Source organism: Actinomadura keratinilytica (assembly GCF_039539665.1).
Lineage (GTDB): Bacteria > Actinomycetota > Actinomycetes > Streptosporangiales > Streptosporangiaceae > Spirillospora > Spirillospora keratinilytica.
Genome location: NZ_BAABDO010000307.1, coordinates 1 through 503 on the forward strand (window position 1 = coordinate 1; position 503 = coordinate 503).

At 66.0% G+C, this 503-nt stretch carries 1 pseudogene; it reads right to left on the minus strand.

The features are described 5' to 3' along the window. A pseudogene (locus ABD879_RS32855) lies at positions 1-503 on the minus strand (extracellular solute-binding protein); the annotation flags it as partial.

The following is a 503-nucleotide window of genomic DNA, read 5'->3' on the forward strand; positions in this document are numbered from 1 at the left end:
CGGCGAAGCGGGAGCGCGCGGTGTTGATGAGCTCCATGTAGCGGGACATGCCCGCGGCCTCGAGCTCGGCGACGAAGTCGTCCCATTCGTCCAGGTCGCGCTCCCCCATGATGAACTGGAGCGTCGCTGTGTCGACGGTGTCCTTCAGAGGTGTCGACATGAGCGAGGCCTTCTCGAGCTCGGCCTCCTCCAGGGGGACCGGCGGGATCGGGTCCCGCGGGTCGCGGGTGGACAGGACGTCCTCGATGTACTGCACGAACTCGGGGGTGCTGTAGGACTCCTTGAGCGATCGGGATTCGGTCGACTCCGCCGGGAAGGTGGCGAACCCGAGGTCCGCGTTGATGTCGACCTCGGCGCCGCTGTTGATGTTGTACGACTCCATCGCGAAGCCGTCCTTCAGCTCGATGGTGCCGTCCTCGGCCTTCGTGTAGGTCTCCCCCTCGATGCCCCAGCGCAGCATCTCGCGGGCGGCGGGATTGAAGTACAGCCAGTCGGTGAACTGG